Origin of the sequence: Kluyvera intermedia (assembly GCF_021440345.1) — a bacterium.
Taxonomy (GTDB): Bacteria; Pseudomonadota; Gammaproteobacteria; order Enterobacterales; family Enterobacteriaceae; genus Kluyvera; species Kluyvera intermedia_A.
Map to the genome: position 1 here is coordinate 19,842 of NZ_JAKCNS010000018.1, position 20,657 is coordinate 40,498.

Consider the following 20,657-nt stretch of genomic DNA (forward strand, 5'->3'; position numbering starts at 1 on the left):
TTTATTGTGAAAGTTTTCACGATGCGCATCGCACTTACATGAGAAAAAGAAGAAGGGGAATGAGAAATTCTGCGAGGAGGAACGACAACCGCTTCCTTGTGTGGCAGCGGATGCTTTACCATATTTAACTCTTGCTGATATTGTTAAATGGAAGTCTCATGTTGAAGCGTCGTGTTCTGGCTTTACTCCCTCTGTGTGTCCTGCTCGCTGCCTGTAGCAGCAAGCCGAAAACGGCTGAATCACCGGCAACTACTTCCGGCGGTTTTCTCCTTGAACCCCAGCATAATGCGTTGATTCCGACCGGTGATTTTGCCAATAACCCGGCGGCAGAGCAGTTCATCGATAAGATGGTGAGCAAGCACGGATTTGACCGGCAGCAGCTGCACGAAATCCTCTCGCAGGCCAAACGTCTGGATTACGTTTTGCGCCTGATGGACAAACAGGCGCCGACCGGCCTGCCGCCGACTGGCCCAAATGGCGCCTGGCTGCGCTATCGTAAACAGTTTATTACCCCGGATAACGTGCAGAACGGCGTGGCGTTCTGGAACCAGTATCAGGCTGCATTGCAGCGTGCTCAGCAGGTTTATGGCGTACCGCCGGAAATTATCGTCGGGATTATCGGTGTAGAAACGCGCTGGGGCCGCGTAATGGGCAAAACGCGCATTCTCGACGCGCTGGCGACGCTCTCCTTCAACTATCCGCGCCGCGCGGAGTACTTCTCCGGTGAACTGGAAACGTTCCTGCTGATGGCGCGTGATGAAAAAGATGACCCGCTGGATCTGAAAGGTTCTTTCGCGGGAGCGATGGGCTACGGCCAGTTTATGCCGTCGTCTTATAAGCAGTATGCGGTGGATTTCAACGGCGACGGTCACATCAACCTGTGGGATCCGGAAGATGCGATTGGCAGCGTGGCTAACTATTTCAAACAGCACGGCTGGGTGAGTGGTGATACGGTTGCGGTGCAGGCGATGGGCCAGGCGCCGGGGCTGGATAACGGCTTTAAAACCAAATACAGCGTTTCGCAGTTGGCTGCGGCCGGTTTAACGCCGATGCAGTCGCTGGGCAATCACCAGCAGGCGAGCCTGCTACGTCTGGATGTGGGTACCGGATACCAGTACTGGTACGGTCTGCCAAACTTCTACACCATCACCCGCTACAACCACAGTACCCACTACGCGATGGCCGTCTGGCAGCTGGGGCTGTCGGTGTCTCAGGCTCGCGGACAGTAAATCCTTCCTTCGGCATCTCTCCGCCCGGAGAGATGCCAGTTACATTTTGCATCATTTCCTGCCGTTTACATCTTCGCGTTAATCTCATATTGTTATGTTATAACATTTAATTTAGAGGCGAAGATGTTTACTCCTGTTTTTATGGCGTCTGCTGTGACCCGGCTGGCGCTGGCCTGCGCACTGCTATTGCTGCTGTGGTTAGCGGTCTGGTGGGCGGTAGTGCTGCCATGATCGAACTGGATAATCTGGTGGCGGGCTATGAAGGGATGGCGATTACACCATCCCTGAGCGGCGTGATCCCCAAAGGCAGTATGACGGCGATTGTTGGCCTGAACGGCTGCGGCAAATCCACTTTATTAAAAACGCTCGCTGGTTTTATTCCTCCGGTCAGCGGCGTTGTCCGCTGGATGCCGTCGCGGCCGGTCATCGGCTGGCTGGCGCAGCGACACTCGCTGGAGTCGCAGTTTCCACTGACGGTGCTGGATGTGGTGAGCCAGGGGGCGTGGCCGCAGGTCTCGCTGTTGCGCGGTCTGCGCAGCGATGTCCGCGAGCGTATTCGTGCAGCGCTGGTGCGGGTGGGGCTGGCTGCGCTTGCGAAAGCGCCAATAGAAGCGCTTTCCGGCGGCCAGTTTCAACGCATGCTCTTTGCCCGCGTGCTGGTGCAGCAAGCGCCGCTGGTGATGCTCGATGAACCTTTTACCGGTATCGACGAAGCGACCAGCCGCGACCTGATGGGCGTGATACAGGAAATGCATCAACAAGGGCAAACCGTCCTTGCGGTTCTGCATGACAACAAGCGCGTGGCCGAGTATTTCCCGGAGACGCTGCTGCTGACGCCGAACCATGCCTGTTGGGGACATACGGCTGAAGTTCTTCCGGCCTTTCAATCCGCGAGGCAGGCATGATCTGGCATACCTTTTTTCAACCGTTTATTGAGTTCGGTTTTATGCGCCGGGCGCTGGTGGTTTGCCTGGCGCTTTCTTTAAGTACCACGATCCTCGGCGTCTTTTTGCTGCTGCGGCGGATGAGTCTGATGGGCGATGCGCTGTCGCACGCAATTTTGCCCGGCGTGGCGGTGGGCTATCTGGTGAACGGGATGTCGCTATTAGCAATGACCGTTGGCGGGTTTATCGCCGGGATCGTTGTCGCGTTGGTGGCAGGGTGGGTGAGCCGACGTACCCCGCTCAAAGAGGACGCCAGCTTTGCCGGTTTCTATCTTGGATCGCTGGCGCTGGGCGTCACGCTGGTTTCACTGCGCGGTTCCAGCGTCGATCTCCTGCATCTGCTGTTCGGTTCGATTCTGGCGGTGGATAACGACGCGGCGCTGTTCGTGGCGGGAGTCGCCAGCCTGACGCTTATCTGCATCGCTCTGTTTTACCGTGGGCTGGTGAGTGAAGCGTTCGACAGCGACTGGCTGCAGGTTAACGCTCGTTGGTTGCCGGTGGCGCTGCACGGCCTGTTTCTGGCGCTATTGGTATTGAATCTGGTGGCCGGATTCCAGGTGTTGGGCACGCTAATGGCGGTGGGCGTGATGATGCTGCCGGCCATCGCAGCGCGCTGCTGGGCGCGAACGTTGCCCACTATTTTGCTACTGGCGGCGGGGATTGGCAGCGTATGTGCGTGGCTGGGATTGAGCCTGTCGTGGGCGGCGAATCTGCCCGCCGGGCCATCTATCGTCCTTACCGCCAGCGGCGTCGTTTTTGTTTCGGTATTTTTTGGCACGCATAGCCGCCTGACCGTTGGCTGGCGAAAATTAATGGGATGAGGGGAAAGTGATGAAACGTAGTGGAATGATTCTGGCGCTGGCGTTAGGCCTGGTGGCACAAGGGGCGATGGCAAAAACGCTCAACGTCGTCAGCAGTTTTTCGGTGTTAGGCGATATGGTGCAGCAGGTGGGAGGGGAGCACGTACATGTGGATACGTTGGTCGGCCCGGACGGCGACCCGCACACGTTTGAACCATCTCCTAAAGATAGCGCGCTACTCAGCAAGGCGGATGTAGTGGTGGTGAATGGCCTGGGTCTGGAGGGATGGCTGGACCGGTTGATCAAAGCTTCTGGATTTAAAGGTGAGCTGGTTGTCGCTTCAACCGGCGTGAAGACTCATATGCTGGATGAAGACGGTAAAGCAGTGACCGACCCGCATGCATGGAATAGCGCGGCAAACGGCGCGCTGTATGCACAGAATATCCTTAATGGGCTGGTGAAAGCCGACCCGCAGGACAGCGCGACGCTGAAAGCCTCCGGTGAGCGCTATATCGGCCAGCTTAATGAGGTGGACGGCTGGGCAAAAAAACAGTTTGATGGCATCCCACAGGCTAAGCGTAAAGTGTTGACCAGCCACGATGCGTTTGGCTATTTCTCTCGTGCCTACGGTGTGACTTTCCTGGCTCCACAGGGGCTGTCATCGGAAAGCGAAGCCAGCGCCGCACAGGTGGCCGCGCTAATCTCGCAGATTAAAGCCGACGGCGTGCACACCTGGTTTATGGAGAACCAGCTCGATCCGCGCCTGGTGAAGCAAATTGCCACGGCGACGGGTTCCCGGCCGGGCGGTGAACTGTATCCGGAAGCGCTGTCGAAACCGGGTGGCGTGGCGGATAGCTATGTGAAAATGCTGCGTCATAACGTTGAGCTGATCGCGGCCAGCATGCGCTAAGCACAACCGGCCCGAAAAGGGCCGGTTTTCTATTGCCCGTGTGGTTCATTGCGTAGCGCATGGATGATTTTGTTTTGCTTAAAACCCATCACCAGGCTGCTCATGCCGAGCAGGGTTTCTATCCCTTCATACAATAGATTGAATGGCCGGGTGAAAAAATGCATGACAACGGTCAGCAATATGCAGATACCGCAGGCAATTAAAATGTTGCGTAGGCGTATGGCCTTATTGAGTGTAGTGGTGTTGGGAGCTGTGCTAATCATTCCTGATAACCTCATGGCGGAGCCTTCCTTGTGTCGTCTGATTGTGCCACTCGCGCTAGCGGGCTGCTATCTGAAAACGTCGAATTAGCGCACCGTTGCCATTTTCTGAATCCCCCTCGTAAAATTGTTATCCCGTCCCCATATCTCCCCTGAAAGTGCTATCTTTGATGGCCTCTTTATCTGGCGAAAGCGGAGCGATAATGACAGATTCCGAATTAATGCAGCTGAGCGAGCAGGTTGGCCTGGCGCTTAAAGCGCGCGGGGCAACGATGACCACCGCAGAGTCCTGCACCGGCGGCTGGATTGCCAAAACGATCACCGATATTGCCGGTAGCTCCGCGTGGTTTGAACGCGGCTTTGTGACCTACAGTAATGAAGCCAAATCGCAGATGATTGGCGTGCGAGAGGTGACGCTTTTGCAGCACGGCGCGGTCAGCGAGCCGGTGGTGGTTGAGATGGCAATTGGTGCGCTGCGTGCAGCGCGCGCCGACTACGCGGTATCCGTAAGCGGTATTGCCGGGCCTGATGGCGGCAGCGCAGAAAAGCCGGTGGGAACCGTGTGGTTTGGCGTCGCCAGCGCTAACGGGCAGGGCGTTACTCAGCGCGAATGCTTCTCTGGCGACCGGGAATCGGTGCGCCGACAGGCAACGGCTTATGCGCTAAATCTTCTCTGGCAACAATTTCTACAAAACACTTGATACTGTATGACCATACAGTATAATTGCCTCAACAGAACAGAATTCACTATCCGGTAACACCCGGTATGACAGGAGTAATAATGGCTATCGACGAAAACAAACAGAAAGCGTTGGCGGCAGCGCTGGGCCAGATCGAAAAGCAATTCGGTAAAGGCTCCATCATGCGTCTGGGTGAAGACCGCTCCATGGATGTGGAAACAATCTCCACTGGTTCGCTTTCACTGGATATCGCGCTGGGCGCAGGCGGCCTGCCAATGGGTCGTATCGTCGAAATTTACGGGCCAGAATCCTCCGGTAAAACCACCCTGACGCTGCAGGTTATCGCTGCAGCACAGCGCGAAGGTAAAACCTGTGCATTCATCGATGCTGAACACGCGCTGGACCCGGTTTATGCTCGCAAGCTGGGCGTTGATATCGACAACCTGCTGTGTTCTCAGCCAGATACCGGCGAACAGGCTCTGGAAATCTGTGACGCTCTGGCGCGTTCAGGTGCAGTAGACGTTATCGTGGTCGACTCCGTAGCGGCGCTGACGCCAAAAGCTGAAATCGAAGGCGAAATCGGCGACTCTCACATGGGCCTTGCGGCACGTATGATGAGTCAGGCAATGCGTAAGCTGGCCGGGAACCTGAAGCAGTCCAACACGCTGCTGATCTTCATCAACCAGATCCGTATGAAAATCGGCGTGATGTTCGGTAACCCGGAAACCACCACCGGTGGTAATGCGCTGAAATTCTACGCTTCCGTTCGTCTGGATATCCGTCGTATCGGTGCGGTGAAAGAGGGCGACAACGTCGTCGGCAGCGAAACCCGCGTGAAGGTTGTGAAGAACAAAATTGCAGCACCGTTCAAACAGGCTGAATTCCAGATTCTGTACGGCGAAGGCATCAACTTCTTTGGCGAACTGGTAGACCTGGGCGTGAAAGAGAAGTTGATTGAAAAAGCAGGCGCATGGTACAGCTACAACGGCGACAAAATTGGTCAGGGTAAAGCGAATGCTATCTCCTGGCTCAAAGAGAACCCGGCTGCGGCGAAAGAAATTGAGAAGAAAGTGCGTGAACTGCTGCTCAACAACCAGGACTCTACGCCAGACTTCGTTGTTGATAACAACAGCGTTGAAGAAACTAAAGAAGACTTCTGATAATCTCAGAAATCAGAATTAAACAAAGGGCTGCTTATGCAGCCCTTTTGCATTTATTGGCTGGAAGAGAATGACTGAAACTACCCCGCGCCGTTCTGCCTATGCTCGCCTATTAGATCGCGCTATCCGCATTCTGGCGATGCGTGACCATAGTGAACAGGAACTGCGGCGCAAACTGACCGCCCCGGTGATGGGGAAGAACGGGCCTGAGCCGATTGATGCGCCGCCGGAAGAGGTCGAAAAAGTCGTCGCCTGGTGCTTTGAAAATCGCTATCTCGACGATGGCCGGTTTGTGCAGCAGTTTATGGCCGGACGCAGCCGTAAAGGCTACGGGCCCGCACGAATTCGCCAGGAGCTGGGGCAAAAAGGCATTGCCCGTGAGGCCATTGAGCAGGCGATGCGCGAGTGCGAGGTTGACTGGATGCAGCTGGCGCGCGACCAGGCGTTACGAAAATATGGCGACCCGCTACCGACCGCCTTTACGGAAAAGGTCAAAATCCAGCGCTTTTTACTCTATCGCGGCTATCTGATGGAAGATATCCAGGAAATATGGCGAAATTTTGCTGATTGACCGCACTGGGGATTTTACTTCCCTTTAAAGAAAACTTATCTTATTCCCACTTTTTCCGTCCGGCGCAGGTGGTTTTTTCAGCCACTCGCGTCTGCGACGAATATCCCTTAGCTTGATTTCAGGATAATTATGAGCAAGAGCACCGCTGAGATCCGTCAGGCGTTTCTCGACTTTTTCCATAGTAAAGGCCATCAGGTAGTCGATAGCAGCTCCCTGGTGCCGCATAACGACCCTACTTTGCTGTTTACCAATGCCGGGATGAACCAGTTCAAGGACGTGTTCCTCGGTCTAGACAAACGTAACTATTCACGCGCGACCACGTCGCAGCGTTGCGTACGTGCGGGCGGTAAACACAATGACCTGGAAAACGTCGGTTATACCGCACGCCACCACACTTTCTTCGAAATGCTGGGTAACTTCAGCTTCGGCGACTACTTTAAACACGATGCAATCCAGTACGCATGGGAACTGCTGACCGGTGAAAACTGGTTTGCCCTGCCGAAAGAGCGTCTGTGGGTCACCGTGTATGAAACCGATGACGAAGCTTACGAAATCTGGGAAAAAGAAGTTGGTATCCCGCGTGAGCGCATTATCCGTATCGGCGACAATAAAGGCGCGCCGTTCGCATCGGATAACTTCTGGCAGATGGGTGACACCGGTCCATGCGGCCCGTGCACCGAGATTTTCTTCGATCATGGCGACCACATCTGGGGTGGCCCTCCGGGAACCGCGGAAGAAGATGGCGATCGCTATATTGAGATCTGGAACATCGTCTTCATGCAGTTTAACCGTCAGGCTGACGGCACCATGGAACCGCTGCCGAAGCCGTCCGTGGATACCGGCATGGGCCTGGAGCGTATTGCCGCAGTCCTGCAGCACGTTAACTCTAACTATGAAATCGACCTGTTCCGCAAGCTGATTGACGCGGTCGCCAAAGTAACGGGCGCTACCGATCTGGGTAATAAATCCCTGCGCGTCATTGCGGATCATATTCGTTCCTGTGCGTTCCTGATTGCCGATGGTGTTATGCCGTCAAACGAAAGCCGTGGCTACGTGCTGCGCCGCATCATTCGTCGCGCAATCCGTCACGGCAACATGCTGGGCGCGAAAGATACCTTCTTCTACAAGCTGGTTGGCCCACTGATTGAAGTGATGGGTACTGCCGGCGAAGAACTGAAACGTCAGCAGGCTCAGGTTGAGCAGGTGCTGAAAACGGAAGAAGAGCAGTTTGCTCGTACGCTGGAGCGCGGTCTGGCTCTGCTCGATGAAGAGCTGTCTAAACTTTCTGGTGATACGCTGGGTGGTGAAACCGCCTTCCGTCTGTATGACACCTACGGCTTCCCGGTTGACCTGACGGCGGACGTTTGCCGTGAGCGTAACATCAAGGTTGATGAAGCTGGCTTTGAAGCGGCAATGGAAGAACAGCGCCGTCGTGCGCGTGAATCCAGCGGTTTCGGTGCTGACTACAACGCAATGATTCGCGTTGACGGAACATCTGAATTTAAAGGCTACGACCATCTGGAACTGAACGGTAAAGTGACCGCGCTGTTTGTTGATGGTAAAGCGGTAGAGTCTATCGCTGCGGGCCAGGAAGCGGTTGTTATTCTTGACCAGACGCCATTCTATGCAGAATCCGGCGGCCAGGTGGGCGATAAGGGTGAACTGAAAGGCGCGGGCTTTAGCTTTGCGGTCAGCGACACCCAGAAATACGGCCAGGCTATTGGTCATCTCGGTAAGCTGTCTACCGGCGCGCTGAAAGTTGGCGATGCGGTACAGGCAGACGTTGATGATGCACGCCGTGCTCGCATCCGTCTGAACCACTCTGCAACGCACCTGATGCACGCAGCGCTGCGCCAGGTACTGGGTACGCACGTTGCGCAGAAAGGCTCGCTGGTTAACGACAAAATCCTGCGCTTCGACTTCTCCCATAACGAAGCCATGAAAGCGGAAGAAATTCGCGAGGTTGAAGATCTGGTCAATGCCCAGATTCGTCGCAACCTGCCAATCGAAACCAACATCATGGATCTCGAAGCGGCAAAAGCGAAGGGCGCTATGGCGCTGTTTGGCGAGAAATACGATGACCACGTGCGCGTACTGAGCATGGGCGATTTCTCAACTGAGCTGTGCGGCGGTACCCACGCTTCACGTACCGGTGATATCGGTTTGTTCCGCATCGTTTCTGAATCCGGTACGGCGGCTGGTGTGCGTCGTATTGAAGCGGTAACGGGTGAAGGCGCGATTGCGACTCTGCACGCGCAGAGCGACCGTTTAAGCGATATTGCTCAGTTGCTGAAGGGCGATAGCCATAACGTTACTGAAAAAGTGCGTACCGTGATTGAACGTACCCGTCAGTTGGAAAAAGAGCTGCAGCAGCTTAAAGAGCAAGCGGCGGCCCAGGAAAGTGCGAATCTTTCCAGCAAAGCTGAGACGATCAATGGTGTGAATCTGCTGGTGAGTGCGCTTGAAGGCGTTGAGCCTAAAATGCTGCGTACCATGGTCGACGATCTGAAGAACCAGCTAGGTTCTGCGATTATCGTCCTGGCGACGGTTGATGAAGGTAAGGTTTCTCTGATTGCAGGCGTGTCTAAGGATGTGACCGACCGTGTGAAAGCAGGGGAACTGATTGGTATGGTCGCCCAGCAGGTGGGCGGTAAAGGGGGCGGTCGTCCGGATATGGCGCAAGCTGGTGGTACCGACGCGTCTGCTCTCCCTGCTGCATTGGCCAGCGTGAAAGGCTGGGTAAGCGCTAAATTGTAATAATGATAATCGCATGCGGGCGCCTTAACGTTATATGTTACGGCGCCTTGCATATGCGGTACTGATAACGATAAAGTCAGGTTGAAGTCATGTAAATCGGCTAGACTTACATTTAACAGAATGTGATGCCGTGACTGCTTACACGTAAGGTGTTTGTCATCGCTGACCTTTTGGCGTTATATGATGGAGAATGCCGGGATACAGAGAGACCCGACTCATTTAATCTTTCAAGGAGCAAAGAATGCTGATTCTGACTCGTCGAGTTGGTGAAACCCTCATGATCGGAGATGAGGTCACTGTGACAGTTTTAGGGGTAAAGGGTAACCAGGTACGCATTGGCGTAAACGCCCCGAAAGAGGTCTCCGTTCACCGTGAAGAGATCTACCAGCGTATCCAGGCTGAAAAATCCCAGCAGTCCAGTTACTAAGTTCTCGCGTCTCACCCAGCGGGTGAGACGCAACTCTCCAGATTTTTCGCGTTAATCTCTCTCTTCTTTCCTCTTCTTTCCTCTTCTTTCTCTCTATTCGCCATTTCCGTCACGCTAATCTCTCTTTGTACCGCTTTTTCTTCATCTCGTTTTACGACGCTAATCGCAATTTATCTGTTGATAAAACGCCCATTTTGCCTTTTTAAACGCCTTATTGCGTGTGAAATGTGCAATCGATAAAAATCTGCGGAAAATTGTTTGACTTATAAGTCCCAGAAAGTAATATGTGCGCCACGCAGCGACGAGAAGCTCTTAACGAGAAACTCGAAGCACTCGCAAGAGGCGTGTTGGTGAGGTGGCCGAGAGGCTGAAGGCGCTCCCCTGCTAAGGGAGTATGCGGTCAAAAGCTGCATCCGGGGTTCGAATCCCCGCCTCACCGCCATTTGCATCCATAGCTCAGCTGGATAGAGTACTCGGCTACGAACCGAGCGGTCGGAGGTTCGAATCCTCCTGGATGCACCATCTTTTACTTTGTACGGCATTAGCGGTATAGAGTATCAGTAGTAAAGCAGTAAATCCTGATGCATCCATAGCTCAGCTGGATAGAGTACTCGGCTACGAACCGAGCGGTCGGAGGTTCGAATCCTCCTGGATGCACCATCTTTTACTTTGTACGGCATTAGCGGTATAGAGTATCGGCAGTAAAGCAGTAATCCTGATGCATCCATAGCTCAGCTGGATAGAGTACTCGGCTACGAACCGAGCGGTCGGAGGTTCGAATCCTCCTGGATGCACCATCTTTTACTTTGTACGGCGTCAGCGGTATAGAGTACCGGCAGTAAAGCAGTAATCTGATGCATCCATAGCTCAGCTGGATAGAGTACTCGGCTACGAACCGAGCGGTCGGAGGTTCGAATCCTCCTGGATGCACCATCTTCTCAAAATCCCAAAAACTTCCCTTTCTGCAGTATCTCATTTATTTCTGAACGTTAAATTCACACTTTTCTCATTGGCAACCTATTCTTTCCTCTATAATTTATCGCTGTATACGCCCATTTTTCGGCGACATTACTGCAAGGAGAGAAATCCATGAAATGGTTCAAAGCAATGGCGGCGTTTTGCGCAACGCTTTTGGTGGCTGTCTCGCTGTCTGGCTGCGCGGGTTCGTCAACCAAGGAAAGTACCGGTGGCTACATTGATGATACGGTCATCACCACCAAAGTGAAAACGGCGCTGTTTGGCGACAAAGAAATTAAATCCAGCGAAATTAATGTGCAGACCTTTAAAGGCCGCGTGCAGCTGAGTGGTTTTGTTTCGTCATCCACCGATGCTAAGCGTGCGGTAGAGCTCACGCGGCAGGTGCAGGGCGTACGGCTCGTTGAAAACGACATGAAAATTAAATAATTGTCGAAAGTCAGAAAGTGAAAGGCGCCTAATGGCGCCTTTGTTGTCTCTATGGCTGTCAGCGACAATGCGCACCTTTTGCGATAAAGTAACAAGACATTATCCGATGGGTGAGAAGACGATGTACGAGCGCTACGCTGGATTGATTTTTGATATGGATGGCACCATCCTTGATACCGAACCGACGCATCGTAAGGCATGGAAAGAAGTGCTGGGTCGCTACGGTATGCGTTTTGATGAGCAGGCCATGGTGGCGCTTAACGGCTCGCCGACCTGGCGCATTGCGCAGGCTATTATTGAGAGCCATGAGGCAGATCTGGATCCCCATCTTCTCGCGCGAGAAAAAACGCAGGCCGTTAAAGAGATGCTGCTGGATTCCGTTACGCCTTTACCGCTGATTGAGGTGGTAAAAGCCTGGCACGGTCGCCGCCCGATGTCGGTAGGGACGGGGAGTGAAAGTGCGATTGCTGAGGCTCTGCTGGCTCATTTAGGCTTGCGCCACTATTTCGCGGCCGTCGTTGCGGCCGATCACGTCAAGCAGCATAAACCTGCACCGGATACCTTCTTACTGTGTGCTGAACGTATGGGCGTGGCGCCAGAACGCTGCGTGGTATTTGAAGACGCTGATTTTGGCCTTCAGGCAGCCGCTGCGGCGGGGATGGATGCCGTTGACGTGCGTCTGCTGTGAATGAACTTCTGGCGCTGGGGTCGCTGTTTGCAAGCAGCTTTCTCAGTGCGACGCTGCTGCCAGGAAACTCTGAAGCGGTATTGGTTGCATTGTTGCTTTCCGGGGCCAGTAAACCTTGGCTTTTAGTAGCAATAGCAACAATGGGTAATAGCCTTGGCGGGGCAACTAACGTTATTCTTGGTCGTTTTTTCCCATTACGCAAAACATCGCGTTGGCAGGAAAAGGCAGTTGGCTGGCTACGTCGTTACGGCGCGGCTACGCTACTGTTGAGCTGGATGCCAGTCATTGGCGATTTGCTGTGCCTGCTGGCAGGGTGGATGCGCATTTCCTGGGGACCGGTACTCTTTTTTTTATGCCTTGGTAAAGCGTTACGCTACGTCGTTGTGGCGGCGTTGACGCTCCAGGGCATGACGTGGTGGCACTAATTGGAGGGTTGGTGGACGAGTCCCCATCTCCGCGAAGACAATTATGCTTAATAAAATGAATTCGACAGGCGGGAGGTCAATTTGATCCCGGACGTATCACAGGCGCTGTCCTGGCTGGAAAAACATCCTCAGGCTCTTCAAGGGATCCAGCGCGGTCTTGAGCGTGAAACTCTTCGTGTTAATGCCGATGGCTCATTGGCAACAACCGGTCATCCGGAGGCGTTAGGCTCCACGCTGACCCACAAATGGATAACCACGGACTTTGCCGAAGCGCTGCTGGAGTTTATTACTCCTGTTGATGGCGATATTGACCACATGCTGACGCTATTGCGCGACGTGCACCGCTATACCGCACGGCAGCTAGGTGATGAGCGTATGTGGCCGCTGAGCATGCCGTGCTATATCGCACCGGGTCAGGATATCGAACTGGCGCAGTACGGTACCTCTAACGTTGGGCGTTTGAAAACGCTGTACCGTGAAGGGCTTAAAAACCGCTACGGTGCGTTGATGCAGACGATTTCTGGCGTTCACTATAACTTCTCGCTGCCGATGGCATTCTGGCAGGCGAAATGCGGCGTGCACGATAAAGAGGCGATTTCTGCGGGCTATTTCCGTCTGATTCGTAACTATTATCGCTTCGGCTGGGTTATTCCGTATCTGTTCGGTGCCTCCCCGGCTATTTGCTCTTCATTCCTGCAGGGCAAACCGACGACGCTGCCGTTTGAAAAAACCGACTGCGGCATGTACTACCTGCCTTACGCAACCTCGCTGCGCCTGAGCGACCTGGGTTATACCAATAAGTCGCAAAGCAATCTCGGAATTACGTTTAACGAATTGCATGAATATGTGGCAGGATTGAAGCGGGCCATTAAAACACCGTCGGAAGAGTATGCGCGCATTGGTCTTGAGAAAGACGGTAAGCATCTGCAGATCAACAGCAACATTCTGCAAATTGAGAATGAGCTGTATGCGCCGATTCGTCCAAAACGCGTAACCCGCGACGGCGAAACACCATCTGATGCGCTGCTGCGCGGCGGCATCGAGTACATCGAAGTGCGCTCGCTCGACATCAACCCGTTCTCGCCGATTGGCGTTGACGAACAACAGATCCGCTTCCTGGACCTGTTTATGGTGTGGTGCGTGCTGGCCGATGCGCCGGAAATGAGCAGCGATGAACTGCTGTGTACCCGTACCAACTGGAATCGCGTGATTCTGGAAGGGCGTAAACCGGGTCTGACGCTGGGCATTGGTTGTGAAACCGCGCAGTTCCCGCTGACCAAAGTTGGTAAAGACCTGTTCCATGACCTTAAACGCGTTGCACAGACGCTGGACGGCATGAACGGCGGTACTGAGTATCAAAAAGTCTGTGATGAACTGGTGGCCAGCTTTGATAACCCAGATTTAACCTTCTCCGCGCGCATTCTGCGTTCTATGCTTGAGAGTGGAATTGGTGGTACCGGTAAAGCGCTGGCGGAACAGTACCGCACGATGCTGCGTGAAGAGCCGTTAGAAGTGCTGAGTGAAGAGGATTTCGCGAAAGAGCGTGATGCGTCCAGAGAGCGTCAGCGTCAGATTGAAGCAGCGGATAGCGAATCGTTTGAAGCGCTGCTGGCGAGACACGCTTGATACAAAAGAAAAAGGCCACATCACTGTGGCCAAAATATACATCTCTAAATCAGGGATGATGATAACAAATGCGCGTCTTTCATATACTAAGACTGGCATTGGAACAAAGAGTTCAGTTTATTTTAAAAAAAATCACATTATCCTGAAGCAGAACGAGACGTATTGCATAAAGTTGATTCTACTCAATGAGTTGTGTTTATAACTTGATAGAAAAAAGTGCAACGTTCGGGAGCATGAAGGTGATATCGGAGGTTACGAAATGCCGTTGTTAGATAGCTTCACAGTCGATCATACCCGTATGGAAGCCCCAGCCGTTCGCGTGGCGAAGAAGATGAATACCCCGCACGGCGACGCAATCACGGTTTTTGACCTGCGTTTTTGCATACCAAACCAGGAAGTGATGCCGGAAAAAGGCATCCACACTCTTGAGCACCTGTTTGCAGGTTTCATGCGTGACCATCTGAACGGTAACGGCGTTGAAATTATCGATATCTCGCCGATGGGTTGCCGTACTGGCTTCTACATGAGCCTGATTGGCACGCCGGAAGAGCAACGCGTCGCGGATGCCTGGAAAGCGGCTATGGCCGATGTCCTGAAAGTGAAGGATCAAAACCAGATCCCTGAACTGAACGTTTATCAGTGTGGCACCTACCAAATGCACTCGCTGAGCGAAGCGCAGGACATTGCTCGTCACATTATTGACCGCGGTGTACGCATCAACAGCAATGATGAACTGGCGCTGCCAAAAGAGACGCTGCAGGAACTGCACATCTAGTTTCTCAACCAGAGACAGATAAAACCCGGGGCTTTCCCCGGGTTTTTTTATTATTGGCGATGTGTACGGATGACGCGAAGGGGCGGGCATTGATTGCCGATGGAGGCGTTGGCCACAGATTTTTGGCTGAAGTCATAAAAAAAGCCAGCTCGTTTGAGCTGGCTTTTCGTTAGTGAGCGCCTCCGCCACCACCCCCGGCACCGAACGGCGGCTTGGCAAACCACACCAGCCCCAACAGCACCAGGAAGATCCCTGCCGAAATCCAGAAGATCTCGTTGGCAGAAACAATCAGCCCCTGATTGGTTATCTGCTGGGCTATCCAGCCGGAAGCCTGCTGCTGCGTCATCCCCATGCTTTGCAGCTGATCGTACATCTGCTGAGCATTAGGGTTGAACGGCGTCACGGATTCCGTGAGCTGCGCGTGGTGCATAGCCTCGCGGTTGGTCCACAGCGTGGTGGTTATCGATGTGCCGATAGAGCCTGCCAGCGTACGCGTAAAGTTAGACAGGCTCGATGCGGCCGCCAGACGCTCAGGCGGTAGCCCGGAGAGCGTGATAGTGGTCAACGGCATGAAGAAGCACGCAACGGCGAAGCCCTGAATAAACTGCGGCCACGCCGACGCGCCGAAGTCCATCCCCGGCTCGAAGGTATAAGCACGCCAGTAGAAACAGACGGCATACATGATAAAACTGAACGTTACCAAACGGCGCATATCCAGCTTATGGGCAAAGCGGCCGATAATCGGCGACAGGATGACGGGGATTATCCCAACCGGCGCAGACGCCAGACCTGCCCACGTGGCGGTATAGCCGTAGACCTCCTGCAATAGCTGCGGTAGCAGAACAATGGCACCGAAGTAGAGCATGTAGGCCAGACTGATACACAAACAGCCGATGGTAAAGTTTCGCGATTTAAACAGCGAGAGATCGACTATCGGGTTGTCGTCGGTGAGTTCCCAGACAATCAGGAAACTTAGCGAGACGACCGCCACCACGGTCAGTACGATTATCTCGGTTGAGTTAAACCAGTCGAGCTCTTTCCCCTGGTCGAGCATGACCTGAAGGCTACCGATCCCCAGCACCAATAGCGCCAGGCCGATGCCGTCGATACGACGCTGCTCGGTTCGCGTTTCGCGTCCACGCAGGCTCTGAAGGCTCAATAACACCACCAGAGCACCGATAGGCACGTTGATGAAGAAGATCCAGCCCCAGTGGTAGTTATCGCTGATAAAGCCACCGAGGATTGGCCCGCAAATCGGTGCCACAATCACCGTCATCGACCACAGCGCCAGCGCAATAGAGCGCTTGGCCGGTGGGTAGTTGCTCAGTAGCAGACTCTGCGACAGCGGAATCAGCGGCCCGGCGACAATCCCCTGGATGACGCGGAAGAAGATGAGCATGCTGAGGCTGTTGGACATCCCGCACGCCCACGACGCGATGACGAAGGCGACGGTTGACCACATGAAAAGTCTGACCTCACCGACGCGCTTCGCCAGCCAGCCAGTAATCGGGATCGAGATGGCGTTGGCCACCCCGAATGAGGTAATAACCCATGTCCCCTGGCTCAATGACGAGCCAAGGTTCCCGGCAATCGTGGGGATAGCCACGTTGGCGATGGTGGAGTCAAGCACCTGCATGAATGTCGCAAGCGACAGCGCAATGGTCATAATGACCAGCTGCGCGCCTTCTAGCGGTTTTTGCGGTTGCATTACGCGCACCCCAGCATTAGTTGGCGTTGGCCTGGACGATGTCGTTAATCAGCTTGTTCACCGGTTCGAGGCTGATTTCACGCGCATTGCTTTCGTATACCGGGCTGGTGCGGATCTGGTTAGCCAGCATCTGCCCTTCACGGTTGGAGGTGTCCACTTTAACCAATGTCGACAGGCCAATACGCAGCGGGTGTTTCGCCAGCTGGTTGGCATCCAGTTCAATACGCACCGGCAGACGCTGGACGACTTTGATCCAGTTACCGGTGGCGTTTTGCGCCGGCAGCAGGGAGAAGGCGCTACCGGTACCCATGTCCAGACCGACCACTTTACCGGTGTACTTCACATCATCGCCGTAAATATCACTGATGACGGTCACCGGCTGGCCAATCCGCATGTGCGCAAGCTGCGTCTCTTTAAAGTTAGCATCAACCCACAGGTTGCTTGCTGGCACAACGGCCATCAGCGGGGTGGTTGGGCTAATCTGCGCACCTGGCTGCACGGAACGACGGGAAACGTAGCCGCTCATCGGGCTGACGATTTTGGTACGCTGCAGCGCAAGCCATGCGTTACGCACGTCGGTCGCCGCCTGGCGAACGGTAGGCTGCTCTTCCAGCGTGGAGCCGAGAATCATCGCCTGGTTGGCGTTGTACTGCTGAACCGCGACGTTCAGCGCTGCCTGAGCGCTGGTGACGGCGTCTCTGGCGTGCTGCAGTTCTTCGCGGCCAATCAGGTTGGCACTGCCCAGCGGAATACGACGATTAAGGTCGGTCTGCGCCTGCGACAGCGTGGTTTTACGAATTTCGATGTTAGCCTGCAGCTGCTTGTTGTTGATCATCAGCTGGCGCATCTGACGTACGCTGGAGGCCAGCGTGGTCTGTGCTTTTTCGAAAGCCTGTTGAGCATCGGTCTGGTCCAGAGTCACCAGCACGTCGCCTTGTTGGATGTAGTCGGTGTTATCGGCCCAGACTTTGGTGACGCTACCGGATACCTGCGACATGATTTGAACCTGGTTGCCAGCCACGTATGCATCATCGGTTTCCTCGAAGTGACGCAAGACTAAAAACCAGTAGCTGCCATAGATAATGCCAATAATAACAAAGAGCAAGGTCAACAAGATGAGGATGCGATTACGCTTGCCTTTCTTGTTGGCGGGTTGCTGCGGGGCTTGAGTCTCCGCATTTGCGCTCATGTGATTCTCCACATTCTTATTATTTATATCGGCTTAAGCCGACTTGTTTACCGTAAAAAGCCAGCAGGGATTATCTGCTGGCCTGTTTGTTTTCGTTTTTATCGCGGTAGTATCAGCGCAGGGCGTCAAGCACTGTGCCATCCTCTTCCATCTGGTCCAGACGGGTAAGAAGTTTGCGGGTGATATGTTCGAGCTGGTCTTTCTCTGCGTGGCTTAATGACGACCAAAGCTGATGCAGGCAGTTATGCTGAGGAGGCAGAACCTCGTTCAGGAACTCACGACCTTTGTCGGTGAGCTGCAGATGCAGACAGCGGCGGTCATTGTCGCTTTCGCGGCGTTCGATCCAGCCACGTTTTTCCAGCTCATCGGCAATGCGGGTGGCATTAGTACGCGATGAGCCCAGCGCGCAGCTGAGTTCGGAGGGCTGAATACTGTGATTTTCTTGAGACTCCAGCGTGATTAGCGCCATAAACAACGTCTCGTTAATCCCCTGTGCTTTCAGCATCTTATTGCGATTATCCAGCAGTTTGCCTTGCATGTGCATGCAAAGACGGGTCAGCAGAATTTCCTGGAACGGAAAATCTTCGCTGCGGCTGGCGCGGAATTTTAGCATTTGTTCAATGGGCGTAAACGAACTATCCATCTGGGCATTACCTCATTAGTTACAGTCGATATAGTAACGAGAGTGACAAATAAAGTAAATGAATTAATTGCCGTAATTTATGTAGATAATCTATGACATACGCGCGCCGGGCGACTGGACCCGGCGTTCGCTGCTTTATTCCGCTTCCTGACGGTGATAGCCCCACCACCACACCAGCAAATTGGCCACTGCCATCAGGCTACCCGCCAGACAAACGCCCAGCCAGCCCGCATGCTGCCATGCTGAGGCCGATAGCAGTGAACCTGCCGCGCCGCCGATAAAGTAGCTGGTCATATAGCCTGCCGTCAGACGGTTACGCGCATCGGGCTGCACCCGGTAAATGACCGTCTGGTTGGTGATGTGTACACCCTGCACCATCAGGTCGAGCACCAGAATGCCGACAATTAGCGCGATTGCCGAAGTGTGTCCAAACCAGATAGCTACCCATGACAGCAGCAGGAGCACCAGCCCCCACGTGGTGGTCAGATGCGCTTTACCCTTATCGGCCAGCCCGCCAACCGGACGTGCGCCCAGCGCCCCTGCGGCACCCGCCAGGCCAAATAGGCCGATGGTGGCTTCCGAGTAGTTAAACGGTGCGCCGGACAGCAAAAATGCCATCGAAGTCCACAGAATGCTGAAGTTGGAAAAGGTCAGGCAGCCCAGCAGCGCGCGGGTGCGCAGCAGTTTATCGCGAGTAAAGAGGCTAAAAATCGACCCCAGCAGTTGCCCATAGTTGAGGTGGTTCTGCTGTTTGAGCGTTGGCAGACCGCGCCACAGGGCCAGCGCCAGCAGCACCATGAGCACGGTGGCAACCCAGTAAACGGTACGCCAGCCACCGAGGCTTGCCAGAAGCCCGGCGACGGTACGTGCCAGCAAGATGCCCAGCAGCAGTCCGCTCATCACCGTCCCGACCACCTTACCGCGTTTTTCGGGCGCGGCGAGAGTGGCGGCCAGCGGGACCAGCAGCTGCGCCACAACCGAGAACAGGCCGGTGAGGGCGGTGCCCAGAATCATCATCGCCAGAGAGCTGCTGTTGGCGGTGATAAGCATCCCGCCTGCCGACAGCAGCGTCATGGTGACAATCAGCCGACGACGCTCAAACATGTCGCCCAGCGGAACCAGAAACAGCAGCCCGCAGGCATAACCAAGCTGGGCGGCAGTGACGATAAACCCAGCCTGGCTGGCGCTCAGCGAAAAGTTGCGGGCGATGGTTTCCAGCAACGGTTGAGCATAGTAGTTACTGGCAACAGCCAGCCCCGTGGCAATCGACATTAAGGCGATAAGTGCTGGGCTAAGCCCATGCGAAGGTTTGGTCATTGTTTAAGAAATTGTTGGGGAGAATGTTAGCAATCATAACGAAAGGCGGCGGGGAGGGGGAAAATGTTGCGTAGCGGAATGTGCCATTGCGATTGTGGGGAAACTCCCGGCACCTTGTGCGCCGGGAGTAGTGGAGCTCGTTAATTTACTTCTGCGCAGCCAGCGCTTCTTTAATCCAGCCGTCAAATACCTGCTGGTGAGCTTTCACCCAACCATCAACCTGACCCTGAACGTCGGCTTCGGATGATTTACCGTCATGCATCATCGCGTTCTGCGCGTTGATATCGGACAGCGGCAGCTTCATGATGGCAAACAGCTTCGCCGCTGCCGGGTTTTTCTCAGCCCAGGCTTTGTTGGCCACAATGTGCATGGTACTTACCGGGAAACCGTAGTTGGCACCGTTAGACAGCTTGGTATCGATATCTTTCTGTACGCCCGGCAGGGAGGAGAACGGTACCTGCAGCCATACCACGTCTTTACCCGGTTTCAACACGTCGCTCACCCAGTACGGCGTCCAGGTGTAGTAGATAATCGGTTTACCTTCTTTGAAACGGGTGATGGTGTCGGCCATCATCGCCGCATAGTTCCCCTGATTATGCTCGACCGTTTTGGTCAGGTCATAGGCGTCCAACTGGTGGTTAATGACCGCTTCGCAGCCCCAGCCGGGGTTGCAGCCCGTCAGGTCGGCTTTGCCGTTGCCGTTGGTGTCGAACAATTTGGCAATCTTCGGATCTTTAAGCTGTTCGATATTGGTGATGTTGTACTGGTCGGCGGTTTTTTTGTCGATCAGGTAGCCCTGAGCGGCGCCATTGATCAGCGTGCCTTCACGATAGAATTTCTTGTCGCCGCCTGCGGCTTCATACATATCGTCATGCAGCGGGATCCAGTTTACGGCGGTGAAGGTGGCATCACCGGCGGCAATCGAGGTATAGCCAACGTTGTAATCCACTTCGTTCGGCTTATCGACGGTGTAGCCCAGTTTTTCCAGCGCGCGGCTGACCAGCAGGGTCTGGAAGGTCTCTTCTGACAGGGTACTCTGTATCGGCTGTACGGTAATGCCTTTCCCCGGCAGGTCAGCGGCGAAAGCGCTGGTGGAAACCAAAGTGGCGAAAGCGGTAGCAAAAACTAATGAGTGTCGCATCGT

General features: G+C 54.3%; 20 protein-coding genes and 5 tRNA genes. 19 read left to right on the forward strand and 6 right to left on the reverse strand.

The window, feature by feature from the left end; genetic code table 11:
* Nucleotides 1-158 precede the first annotated feature (158 nt).
* From mltB to LZ634_RS05925, 4 genes are all read left to right on the forward strand, one after another.
* A complete protein-coding gene (mltB, locus tag LZ634_RS05910; protein ID WP_234503031.1) occupies nt 159-1,229 on the forward strand; it encodes a lytic murein transglycosylase B in 1,071 nt (356 codons plus the stop codon).
* Between the two features lie 194 nt (nt 1,230-1,423).
* Entirely contained in the window at nt 1,424-2,134 is a 711-nt protein-coding gene (locus LZ634_RS05915; RefSeq protein WP_234503034.1) for a metal ABC transporter ATP-binding protein, read from the forward strand.
* Complete coding sequence (locus tag LZ634_RS05920; RefSeq protein WP_234503037.1) at nt 2,131-2,994, forward strand: metal ABC transporter permease; 864 nt, start codon at nt 2,131-2,133, stop codon at nt 2,992-2,994. The genes LZ634_RS05915 and LZ634_RS05920 overlap by 4 nt, the downstream gene beginning before the upstream one ends.
* Before the next feature lie 10 nt (nt 2,995-3,004).
* A complete protein-coding gene (locus LZ634_RS05925; protein ID WP_234503039.1) occupies nt 3,005-3,883 on the forward strand; it encodes a metal ABC transporter substrate-binding protein in 879 nt (292 codons plus the stop codon).
* Nucleotides 3,884-3,912: 29 nt separating this feature from the next.
* Here the strand turns inward: LZ634_RS05925 and LZ634_RS05930 are convergent, their stop codons facing one another.
* Nucleotides 3,913-4,146 (reverse strand): hypothetical protein, encoded by a 234-nt coding sequence (locus LZ634_RS05930; RefSeq protein WP_234503042.1) that lies wholly within the window; start codon nt 4,144-4,146, stop codon nt 3,913-3,915.
* A 200-nt stretch (nt 4,147-4,346) separates the two neighbouring features.
* Between LZ634_RS05930 and pncC the strand changes: the two genes are divergently transcribed.
* The 15 genes from pncC (at nt 4,347) to luxS (ending at nt 14,656) form a co-directional block, all read left to right on the forward strand.
* The gene (gene pncC, locus LZ634_RS05935) at nt 4,347-4,844 is read left to right on the forward strand and encodes a nicotinamide-nucleotide amidase (protein ID WP_234503044.1); all 498 of its coding nucleotides are present in this window, start codon (nt 4,347-4,349) and stop codon (nt 4,842-4,844) included.
* An 80-nt stretch (nt 4,845-4,924) separates the two neighbouring features.
* Nucleotides 4,925-5,983 carry a recombinase RecA gene (gene recA / locus LZ634_RS05940; RefSeq protein WP_234503046.1) on the forward strand — a complete coding sequence of 353 codons (1,059 nt, stop codon included), beginning with the start codon at nt 4,925-4,927 and terminating at the stop codon, nt 5,981-5,983.
* 70 nt (nt 5,984-6,053) lie between these two features.
* Entirely contained in the window at nt 6,054-6,554 is a 501-nt protein-coding gene (recX, locus tag LZ634_RS05945; RefSeq protein WP_234503049.1) for a recombination regulator RecX, read from the forward strand.
* A 129-nt stretch (nt 6,555-6,683) separates the two neighbouring features.
* The gene (gene alaS / locus LZ634_RS05950) at nt 6,684-9,311 is read left to right on the forward strand and encodes an alanine--tRNA ligase (protein WP_234503052.1); all 2,628 of its coding nucleotides are present in this window, start codon (nt 6,684-6,686) and stop codon (nt 9,309-9,311) included.
* Nucleotides 9,312-9,552: 241 nt separating this feature from the next.
* Nucleotides 9,553-9,738, forward strand: a complete 186-nt coding sequence (csrA, locus tag LZ634_RS05955) for a carbon storage regulator CsrA (RefSeq protein ID WP_000906486.1) — start codon at nt 9,553-9,555, stop codon at nt 9,736-9,738.
* 349 nt (nt 9,739-10,087) lie between these two features.
* Nucleotides 10,088-10,180, forward strand: a tRNA-Ser gene (locus LZ634_RS05960).
* Nucleotides 10,181-10,183: 3 nt separating this feature from the next.
* A tRNA-Arg gene (locus LZ634_RS05965) sits at nt 10,184-10,260 on the forward strand.
* Nucleotides 10,261-10,321: 61 nt separating this feature from the next.
* Nucleotides 10,322-10,398: transfer RNA gene (locus LZ634_RS05970), tRNA-Arg, on the forward strand.
* A 60-nt stretch (nt 10,399-10,458) separates the two neighbouring features.
* Nucleotides 10,459-10,535: transfer RNA gene (locus tag LZ634_RS05975), tRNA-Arg, on the forward strand.
* 59 nt (nt 10,536-10,594) lie between these two features.
* Nucleotides 10,595-10,671 (forward strand) — tRNA-Arg (locus LZ634_RS05980).
* Nucleotides 10,672-10,827: 156 nt separating this feature from the next.
* Nucleotides 10,828-11,142: a BON domain-containing protein gene (locus LZ634_RS05985; protein WP_234503055.1), complete on the forward strand. Its 315-nt coding sequence runs from the start codon at nt 10,828-10,830 to the stop codon at nt 11,140-11,142.
* A 121-nt stretch (nt 11,143-11,263) separates the two neighbouring features.
* Nucleotides 11,264-11,830: a fructose-1-phosphate/6-phosphogluconate phosphatase gene (yqaB, locus tag LZ634_RS05990; protein ID WP_234503151.1), complete on the forward strand. Its 567-nt coding sequence runs from the start codon at nt 11,264-11,266 to the stop codon at nt 11,828-11,830.
* On the forward strand, nt 11,827-12,255 hold the full coding sequence (locus LZ634_RS05995; RefSeq protein WP_061284467.1) for a YqaA family protein: 429 nt from the start codon (nt 11,827-11,829) through the stop codon (nt 12,253-12,255). The genes yqaB and LZ634_RS05995 overlap by 4 nt, the downstream gene beginning before the upstream one ends.
* Before the next feature lie 81 nt (nt 12,256-12,336).
* Nucleotides 12,337-13,881, forward strand: a complete 1,545-nt coding sequence (gene gshA, locus LZ634_RS06000) for a glutamate--cysteine ligase (RefSeq protein WP_234503060.1) — start codon at nt 12,337-12,339, stop codon at nt 13,879-13,881.
* A gap of 259 nt (nt 13,882-14,140) precedes the next feature.
* Nucleotides 14,141-14,656 carry an S-ribosylhomocysteine lyase gene (gene luxS, locus LZ634_RS06005; RefSeq protein ID WP_234503063.1) on the forward strand — a complete coding sequence of 172 codons (516 nt, stop codon included), beginning with the start codon at nt 14,141-14,143 and terminating at the stop codon, nt 14,654-14,656.
* Between the two features lie 169 nt (nt 14,657-14,825).
* On the opposite strand, the gene emrB is transcribed toward luxS, so the two are convergent.
* The 5 genes from emrB to proX form a co-directional block, all read right to left on the reverse strand.
* Entirely contained in the window at nt 14,826-16,364 is a 1,539-nt protein-coding gene (gene emrB / locus LZ634_RS06010; RefSeq protein ID WP_234503065.1) for a multidrug efflux MFS transporter permease subunit EmrB, read from the reverse strand.
* 16 nt (nt 16,365-16,380) lie between these two features.
* Nucleotides 16,381-17,553: a multidrug efflux MFS transporter periplasmic adaptor subunit EmrA gene (emrA, locus tag LZ634_RS06015; protein ID WP_234503068.1), complete on the reverse strand. Its 1,173-nt coding sequence runs from the start codon at nt 17,551-17,553 to the stop codon at nt 16,381-16,383.
* Nucleotides 17,554-17,665: 112 nt separating this feature from the next.
* Nucleotides 17,666-18,196 carry a transcriptional repressor MprA gene (gene mprA / locus LZ634_RS06020; RefSeq protein ID WP_234503071.1) on the reverse strand — a complete coding sequence of 177 codons (531 nt, stop codon included), beginning with the start codon at nt 18,194-18,196 and terminating at the stop codon, nt 17,666-17,668.
* Nucleotides 18,197-18,331: 135 nt separating this feature from the next.
* Entirely contained in the window at nt 18,332-19,513 is a 1,182-nt protein-coding gene (locus tag LZ634_RS06025) for an MFS transporter (protein WP_234503074.1), read from the reverse strand.
* 145 nt (nt 19,514-19,658) lie between these two features.
* Nucleotides 19,659-20,654 (reverse strand): glycine betaine/L-proline ABC transporter substrate-binding protein ProX, encoded by a 996-nt coding sequence (proX, locus tag LZ634_RS06030; protein WP_234503076.1) that lies wholly within the window; start codon nt 20,652-20,654, stop codon nt 19,659-19,661.
* Nucleotides 20,655-20,657: the final 3 nt, after the last annotated feature.

Coding starts and splice junctions, on each gene's coding strand:
- recX (WP_234503049.1), top strand. CDS start 6,054: ATGACTGAAACTACCCCGCGCCGTTCTGCCTATGCTCGCCTATTAGAT.
- csrA (WP_000906486.1), top strand. CDS start 9,553: ATGCTGATTCTGACTCGTCGAGTTGGTGAAACCCTCATGATCGGAGAT.
- luxS (WP_234503063.1), top strand. CDS start 14,141: ATGCCGTTGTTAGATAGCTTCACAGTCGATCATACCCGTATGGAAGCC.
- LZ634_RS05930 (WP_234503042.1), bottom strand. CDS start 4,146: ATGATTAGCACAGCTCCCAACACCACTACACTCAATAAGGCCATACGC.
- proX (WP_234503076.1), bottom strand. CDS start 20,654: ATGCGACACTCATTAGTTTTTGCTACCGCTTTCGCCACTTTGGTTTCC.
- pncC (WP_234503044.1), top strand. CDS start 4,347: ATGACAGATTCCGAATTAATGCAGCTGAGCGAGCAGGTTGGCCTGGCG.
- mprA (WP_234503071.1), bottom strand. CDS start 18,196: ATGGATAGTTCGTTTACGCCCATTGAACAAATGCTAAAATTCCGCGCC.
- LZ634_RS05920 (WP_234503037.1), top strand. CDS start 2,131: ATGATCTGGCATACCTTTTTTCAACCGTTTATTGAGTTCGGTTTTATG.
- LZ634_RS05925 (WP_234503039.1), top strand. CDS start 3,005: ATGAAACGTAGTGGAATGATTCTGGCGCTGGCGTTAGGCCTGGTGGCA.
- emrB (WP_234503065.1), bottom strand. CDS start 16,364: ATGCAACCGCAAAAACCGCTAGAAGGCGCGCAGCTGGTCATTATGACC.
- mltB (WP_234503031.1), top strand. CDS start 159: ATGTTGAAGCGTCGTGTTCTGGCTTTACTCCCTCTGTGTGTCCTGCTC.
- LZ634_RS05985 (WP_234503055.1), top strand. CDS start 10,828: ATGAAATGGTTCAAAGCAATGGCGGCGTTTTGCGCAACGCTTTTGGTG.
- recA (WP_234503046.1), top strand. CDS start 4,925: ATGGCTATCGACGAAAACAAACAGAAAGCGTTGGCGGCAGCGCTGGGC.
- emrA (WP_234503068.1), bottom strand. CDS start 17,553: ATGAGCGCAAATGCGGAGACTCAAGCCCCGCAGCAACCCGCCAACAAG.
- alaS (WP_234503052.1), top strand. CDS start 6,684: ATGAGCAAGAGCACCGCTGAGATCCGTCAGGCGTTTCTCGACTTTTTC.
- LZ634_RS06025 (WP_234503074.1), bottom strand. CDS start 19,513: ATGACCAAACCTTCGCATGGGCTTAGCCCAGCACTTATCGCCTTAATG.
- yqaB (WP_234503151.1), top strand. CDS start 11,264: ATGTACGAGCGCTACGCTGGATTGATTTTTGATATGGATGGCACCATC.